Annotated in this window: 5 protein-coding genes and 1 rRNA gene; 1 reads left to right on the top strand and 5 read right to left on the bottom strand. The window is 65.1% G+C overall.

The window, feature by feature from the left end:
• The 5 genes from AC1D14_RS07125 to AC1D14_RS07105 form a co-directional block, all read right to left on the bottom strand.
• Positions 1–148 (bottom strand): 16S ribosomal RNA (locus AC1D14_RS07125); the annotation flags it as partial.
• 516 nt (positions 149–664) lie between these two features.
• A complete protein-coding gene (gene tyrS, locus AC1D14_RS07120) occupies positions 665–1,978 on the bottom strand; it encodes a tyrosine--tRNA ligase (RefSeq protein WP_230117637.1) in 1,314 nt (437 codons plus the stop codon).
• 83 nt (positions 1,979–2,061) lie between these two features.
• Positions 2,062–4,290, bottom strand: a complete 2,229-nt coding sequence (locus tag AC1D14_RS07115) for a HelD family protein (protein WP_230117636.1) — start codon at positions 4,288–4,290, stop codon at positions 2,062–2,064.
• 128 nt (positions 4,291–4,418) lie between these two features.
• On the bottom strand, positions 4,419–4,976 hold the full coding sequence (locus AC1D14_RS07110) for an adenine phosphoribosyltransferase (RefSeq protein WP_476968232.1): 558 nt from the start codon (positions 4,974–4,976) through the stop codon (positions 4,419–4,421).
• A 59-nt stretch (positions 4,977–5,035) separates the two neighbouring features.
• Entirely contained in the window at positions 5,036–5,695 is a 660-nt protein-coding gene (locus AC1D14_RS07105) for a DNA-3-methyladenine glycosylase (RefSeq protein ID WP_230117634.1), read from the bottom strand.
• Positions 5,696–5,807: 112 nt separating this feature from the next.
• Here AC1D14_RS07105 and AC1D14_RS07100 point away from each other — a divergent pair, with 112 nt between their 5' ends.
• On the top strand, positions 5,808–7,307 hold the full coding sequence (locus tag AC1D14_RS07100; protein ID WP_476968231.1) for a DNA-3-methyladenine glycosylase 2 family protein: 1,500 nt from the start codon (positions 5,808–5,810) through the stop codon (positions 7,305–7,307).
• Positions 7,308–7,328: the final 21 nt, after the last annotated feature.

Below are 7,328 nucleotides of genomic sequence, written 5' to 3'. Positions count from 1 at the left end.
CTTATCCCAGAGTTAAGGGCAGGTTACTCACGTGTTACTCACCCGTTCGCCACTAATCCCCGRTGCAAGCACCGGATCATCGTTCGACTTGCATGTGTTAAGCACGCCGCCAGCGTTCATCCTGAGCCAGGATCAAACTCTCCGTTGAAAAAAACAGACACAACCAGGAACCACGGGAAAACGCGGAACCAAGCTGCACAAAATTTGAAACCAGCTGTAAAAACCAGACCACACCACAGGGGCGGCGCARYCYGGTCAATTCAACCAATTCATATAAAATAAACCGGTATCAACAAACTTGGCACACTATTGAGTTCTCAAACAACAGACACATTCGAATACTTCTCGAAACAATTCGCAAGTCTATTCGCAAATTTCATTTGTTTCGCATTTCTTCGCTGCGATGTTTATAGCTTATTTCATTCATATTCACTTTGCAAATCCGGGTTGTTTTCCCGATATTCACTTGGTGGTACGAATCCGCCCATAGCAAATGGAAGCTTTTCTTCATTTCGTGCGTTGCACATGAAGAATCGCATCTCAAGTGAAGGGGGGTTTGTCACCACTCAGCGGCGGCGACTCAGAAAACATTACACGCTCCCCCGCGGCCGTGCAAATCGGCTGCGAAGGAGCGTGCAATTGGGTTTTTGCGGCGCCAGAAGTGCTAGACGCCTGACACCTGAACGGTGGCCAGGTTCTTCTTTCCCCGGCGCAGCAGCAAGTACTTTCCGTGAAGCAGCTCGGATGCAGGAATCACAGCATCCGGATCTGACACCTTGGCATTGTTGACGTAAGCGCCGCCCTCACTGACGGTCCTGCGGGCAGCGGATTTGCTCTCCGACAGTCCTGAGGCAACCAGGAGATCGATGATGCCCAGGCCCGCCCCGTCCACTGACGCGGAAGGCAGTTCGGCGGTCGCGGCCGCGAGGGTCTGCTCGTCAAGCAACGAGAGGTCGCCGTTGCCGAACACGGCGGCCGACGCAGCGATGACCTTTTCTGTGGCGTCGACGCCGTGAACCAGCGAAGTCACTTCGTAAGCAAGCTTGCGCTGGCCCTCCCGGGCGAAGGGACGCTCAGCAATGGATTCCGCCAGTGCCTCAATCTCTGCCCTGCCTAGGAACGTGAAGACCTTAAGGCGGTCCACAACATCGGCATCCGCCGTGTTCAGCCAGAACTGGTAGAACGTGTACGGGCTGCACATGGCCGCGTCCAGCCAGATGGCGTTGCCCTCGCTCTTGCCGAACTTGGTGCCGTCGGAGTTGGTGATGAGCGGGGTGCCGAGCGCGTGGACGGTCTTGCCCTCCACCTTGCGGATGAGTTCCGTACCGCTGGTGAGGTTGCCCCACTGGTCGGATCCGCCGGTCTGCAGAACACAGCCGTAGTCGCGGTGGAGCTGGAGGTAGTCCATCCCCTGCAGGATCTGGTAGCTGAACTCCGTGTAGCTGATGCCTTCGTCCGAGCTGAGGCGTGACGCGACAGCGTCTTTGCGCAGCATGGTGCCTACACGGAAGTGCTTTCCGATCTCGCGCAGGAAGTCGATCGCGCTCAGCGGCGCGGTCCAGTCGAGGTTGTTGACCATGCGGGCAGCGTTGCCGCCCTCGAAGCTGAGGAACCTGCGGACCTGGGCCTGCAGGTAGCCCACCCACTCAGTGACGGTGTCCTTCGTGTTCAGGGTGCGTTCCGCCGTCGGCCGCGGATCCCCGATCAGGCCGGTGGAGCCGCCCACGAGACCCAGGGGCTTGTGGCCGGCCAGTTGCAGCCTCCTCATAAGGAGGAGCTGGACCAGGTTTCCCAGGTGCAGGCTCGGCGCCGTGGGGTCGAACCCGCAGTAATACGTGACCGCATCCCCTGCGAGGAGTTTCTCCAGCTCCACCTCGTCGGTGGAGACGTGGACAAGGCCGCGCCATTTGAGCTCCTGCCAGACGTTGGCAAAGCTGGGGTCGTTCTGCTGGGATTCGAGGTCGTTTAGGTGTGACACGACTTCTAAGTTAGCAGGATCGGCGGCGCCTGGCCCCCGATGAAGGTTCGGATGTCAGGCGCCCGGGCCGTTCTCTTCAACTTCTAGCGTTCGATGCCCGCCGGAATGCCGTCAGCAGCGATGAGCCGGAGCCGTTGGGTGGGCCGGGTCATCGCCACATAGAGGTCTCCCACGCGTCCGTGTTCATGATTCAGCATCACGGACGGTTCAAGGACCACCACGCCGTCGAACTCGAGGCCCTTGGCTTCCCTGGGACTGATCACCACAACGTCCTGTTCGTAGCTGCCGGCGCCCGTCCCGATGCGGCGGCCGTAGGCCGCGCGCAGCGCTGACGTCGCTTCCGCCAGGAGATCGCCGTCGGCAATCACCGCCAGCAGGCCGCCGTCGATCGCGTCCAGCTCCTCCGGGAGCACCTCCACCAGCCGGCTCACCAGGCCGCCCGGCTCCACGCGGTCGATGACGGGCGACCAACGGCCCTCACGGACAGCCTTGGGTGCGGACACCACGAGCCCGGCGGCGTTTGCCATCCGGGCTGCGGCCTCGGCGATCTGCGACGGTGTCCGGTAGTTGACCGTGAGCTCTTCGAGCTGCCAGCGGTCTCCGAACATCGGAGCGAGTGCACCCTGCCACGAATTCGCGCCGGCCACGGAGCTGGTCTGGGCAATGTCCCCCACGATGGTGAAGGACTTCAGCGGGCAGCGCCGGACGAGGAGGCGCCACTGCATGGGCGAAAGTTCCTGGGCTTCGTCGACCACGATATGGCCGAATGCCCAGGTGCGGTCGCTGGTGGCACGCTCGGCGGCGGTCAGCCGTGCCTCGCGTTCCTCGTTCTGCTCAACCAGTTCCTCGGCAGAGACCAGGACATCGACGCCGGCCGTCTCCATGTTGACGAGCGTCTGCCGGGCGTTTGCCAGATCGCGGGCGCGGTCGTGCTCCTGCTGTGCCAGTCCGCGGCCCGCGGCGGGATCGAGCTCGCCGAGGAGTTCGGCTGCCTCGTCGAGCAGGGGAACGTCGGCCTCGGTCCACCGGGCGTCAGGTGCCCGGAGCAGGAGTTCGCGCTCCTTGGCGGTCAGCTTGGGCGTGCAGGCTTCCAAAATCGCGGGTTTGCTCAGCAGTTCACTGACAAGCTTTTCGGGCGTCATCGGCATCCAGCAGAGGTTCAGGGCCACGCGGACATCCCGTGCGGAGCGCACATCCTCGGCGAGGTAGGACCGGTCGGCATTGTTGCCGATGTTGCCGGCTTCCACCAGTTCCGTCATCTGCTCCGTCAGTTCCCGGAGCAAAATCTTGACGAAGGTAACGCGTGCCTCGTTGTGCGGCTTGCCGGTGGAGCGGGCGCGCTCCCGGGCCCGCCGGACCTGCCGCGGCGTGAGGACCAGCTTGCGTCCGTCCACTTCCAGAATGCGGTTTTCGGCGGGGATGCGCTGGCGGTTTGCCACGGCGTTGGCGACGACGTCGGCCATGTCCAGCCGCCCCTTGATTGCAGCGACGTCCGCCTCCGGCTCGGGCACGGCATTGATGCCCGGCATCAGCCGGCCAACGCTCGCCATCACCACTCCGGTCTCGCCGAGCGAGGGCAGGACGCGTTCGATGTACTTCATGAACGACGACGACGGTCCCACGAGCAGCACGCCGGCGGTCTTGAGCCTGTCCCGGTGCGTGTACAGCAAGTATGCGGCGCGGTGGAGCGCAACGGCGGTTTTGCCCGTTCCCGGACCACCCTGGACGACAAGGGCTCCGGAGATGGAGGACCGGATGATGCGGTCCTGTTCGGACTGGATGGTGCCGACGATGTCCGACATCCGGCCGGTCCGCTTCGAGTTCAGGGCAGCGAGCAGGGCACCTTCACCCTGCAGGGAGTCGTTGTCTGCCAGCATGTCCGCGTCGAGGACGTCGTCTTCGATGGCCTTGACCTCGCGGCCCTGCAGGATCAGGTGCCGGCGACGGCGAACACCCTGGCGGTCGAAGGCAGTGGCCTGGTAAAAGTGCCCGGCTTCGGGCGCACGCCAGTCCACCATGAGGCGCTGGAGGTCCTCGGTGGTCAGGCCGATGCGGCCGATGTACTGCGCCTCGCCCGAGTCGAGGTCCAGCCGGCCGAACACGAGGCGGTCGTCGACGGCGTCGAGTTGCGCCAGGCGGTCTTCGTACAGTGCAGCAAAGGCGTCGCGTTCTGAAACGTTCTGCATGGTGCCCACAGCGCCGGCACGGCGCACGTGCGCCAGCTGGGTGCGCTTTTCCTCGCGCAATTCATCAAGCCGTGCGTACAGACCGGCAACATAGTCCCGTTCGTGGGCCAAATCGGCGTCGAGCATCTAAACGTTCCCCTATCGCAAAAGACAGACCGTCCATTCTACAACCATTTTTGTCAGCGCGCCCGTGGTGCCATGTATTTCCGGCGCCTCAGAGAATTGTCGCCAGCGCTGGCTGCTCACACGAGCTGCTAGAGGCGGAGCAGCGAGCGGACGCGGTGCCCGGCAAGGGCTGCGCGGCCGCGCAGCTCCCCCAGCTCCATGACCACTCCCACGCCGGACCCGTGGACACCGCAGCGTTCGAAGAGCCGCACCGCTGCACTGAGTGTTCCGCCGGTGGCCAGGACGTCGTCCAGGATCAGCACCCGGCTGCCGGCGGGCAGGTCCGTCTTGTGGAGTTCAAGCGTGGAGGTTCCGTACTCCAGGGCGTAATCCTCGGCGTAGACGTCACGGGGCAGTTTGCCCGCTTTCCGCACGGTGATGACCCCTGTTCCCGTGGCGTAGGCTGCGGCGGCGGCAAGCAGGAAGCCGCGGGCCTCGACGCCTGCCACGGCATCGAACTGGCCCTTGAACGGTTCCACCAGGGAGTCCACGACGGCCCGCAGCGCACGGCCGTCGGCGAACACGGGAGTCAGGTCCTTGAACACGATTCCCGGCTTCGGATAGTCCGGCACGGTGGCGCAAAGCCGGGTGATCAGCTGGTCCACGGGAACGGATTTGGGGGCCGGGGTCTGCTCGCTCTGGTTCACCCGTCAAGCCTACGACGTGTTGCCGAGCCGCCGCGTTACTGAACCCCGCCGGTCACGGACTAGGCCGAACGCACCTTCGCCGCCTTATAGCGGGAAACCGTGGGGTCCCCCGTCAGCCAGAAACGCCAGGGATAGTCGTGCGATCCGCCGTCCCCGGCGACGCCCACTCTGGGTCCGGCGCTTACGCCGGCCACCGGCGCCGGGGGAAGTTCGAGGCTGAACGGGTGCGTGAGCGCGTCCCGGCCGCTGTCCGCCGTCGTCAGTCCGAGGGCGGTGGCCAGGCGGGCAGGTCCGCTGGCCAGGTCCTTGGCCGATTTCGACGTCGGCCGCCTCGCCAAGGCAAGCGGCAGCCCGTCCACAATCTCTCCCGCACGCAGCAGCACGGCGGAGGCGTGGCCGGACGGCCCGCAGACGATGTTGGCGCAACTGTGCATGCCGTATGTGAAGTACACATAAAGATGCCCGGCCGGGCCGAACATCGGCGCGTTCCGGCGCGTGGGGCCGCGGAATGTGTGGGACCCGGGATCGGGATGCAGCGAATCGCCGGGCCCCATGTAGGCCTCGAGTTCCGTGATCCGCACGGACACAGGACCATCCGGGCTGTGGTGGGTGAGGACGGCGCCCAGGAGCAGGGGCGCTACCTCGCGGGCATCGCCGGTGAGGAATTCCCGCACGTGATCCTCGTCCTCCGATGCGGGGTGGCTGCTGCTGACGGTCATGCTCCGACTTTACCCACCCGTGCCCCCGCCACCGACGGGAGGGCGCAAACTATCGCACGGCGATGTCCGATTTCCGCTAGCTGCGTCCTGCTTCGGCTGGCAGGATGGAGTCATGGACTTCTTGCAGCGCTACCGTGCAATCGACGCACGGGACACCCGTTTCGACGGGCAGTTCTATACGGCGGTGCGGACCACGGGAATCTATTGCAGGCCCTCGTGCCCGGCCAGGACGCCGAAAGCCGAGAACGTCACCTTTTACGAAACCTCGGCTGCGGCCCACGACGCCGGCTACCGCGCGTGCAAGCGCTGCCTTCCGGAAGCAGTGCCGGGAACGCCTGCGTGGAACGTGCGCTCGGACATCGCGGGCCGTGCCATGCGGCTCATCAACGACGGCGTGATCAACCGCGACGGCGTGGAAGGACTGGCCGCACGCCTGGGATATTCGTCCCGGCAGCTGAACAGAATCCTCAGCCACGAGCTCGGCGCCGGGCCGCTCTCCCTCGCCCGGGCCAGCAAGGCACAGACCGCCCGAACACTGCTGGTGTCGACGCCCATGAAACTCGCGGACATCGCTTTCGCGGCCGGGTTCAGCAGCGTTCGCCAGTTCAATGAGACCGTGGGCGAGGTGTTCGACATGACCCCCACCGCCCTGCGCGCCACCGCGCGGATTCATCCGTCGCCGGCTGCCAGTACCGCGCTCACGCTGAACCTTCCCTACCGTGAACCCTTCGACCCGGGCATCTTCGGCTTCCTTGCGGTCCGCGCCATTCCCGGAATCGAGGCGGGCACGCCGTCGTCCTATGCCCGTTCGCTGCGGCTGCCGCACGGTGACGCGCGCTTCAGGGTCGAGTACGACGCCGGCGCCCCTGGGCGGCCCCTGGTGCTCACCATCGGCGCGGTGGACCTGCGCGACCTGTCAGCCCTGCTGAGCAGGGTCCGCCGGCTCTTCGACCTCGACGCCGACCCCCTCGCCATTGACGGAGCACTCGGCACCGATCCCCGGCTGTCAGAGGCTGTTGCCGAAACTCCCGGCATCCGCATGCCCGGCGCCCTGGATCCGCACGAGCTCCTGGTCCGCGCCATGGTCGGGCAGCAGATCACGGTGGCCGCGGCCAGGACGGCCCTCACCCAGCTGGCCGCCGCGGGCAGCCCGAGCACCGCTCCCGGCGAAGGCTTGGACAGGATGTTCCCGACGCCGGAGCAGATCGCACTGGCCGGCCAAGGACTGCTGCGCGGGCCGCGGCGGAGAATAGACTCCCTTGTGGCAACCGCCGCGGCGCTTGCTTCCGGGGACCTGGACCTGGGCTACGGGGACGATCTGCCCGGTCTTCGCGCGAATCTCCTTCCCTTGGCGGGCGTGGGCCCCTGGACAGTGGGATACGTTGCGATGCGAGTGATCGGCGCACCGGATATCTTCCTGGCCAACGACGCCGCGGTACGCAATGGAATCCGGGCACTCGGGCAGGTGTCCGCCACTCAAGGCGCCTCGCCTGATTCCACGCTGTCCTCAGATTTCAGCGAAGTCAGCCCGTGGCGGTCGTACGCCACCATGCACCTCTGGCGCGCCGCAGCGGCCGCGCCGAAAACCACCACAAAGAAGGCTTTGAAATGACATCTCAGCACAACGGCGCAG

The organism is Arthrobacter sp. P1_B11 (genome assembly GCF_056406715.1).
This window is presented reverse-complemented; position numbering and strand designations above follow the sequence as displayed.

Bases quoted from the DNA above. Each gene is read 5' to 3' on its own strand.
- AC1D14_RS07105 (WP_230117634.1), bottom strand. From the start codon at position 5,695: ATGACCGTCAGCAGCAGCCACCCCGCATCGGAGGACGAGGATCACGTG.
- AC1D14_RS07115 (WP_230117636.1), bottom strand. From the start codon at position 4,290: ATGCTCGACGCCGATTTGGCCCACGAACGGGACTATGTTGCCGGTCTG.
- AC1D14_RS07100 (WP_476968231.1), top strand. From the start codon at position 5,808: ATGGACTTCTTGCAGCGCTACCGTGCAATCGACGCACGGGACACCCGT.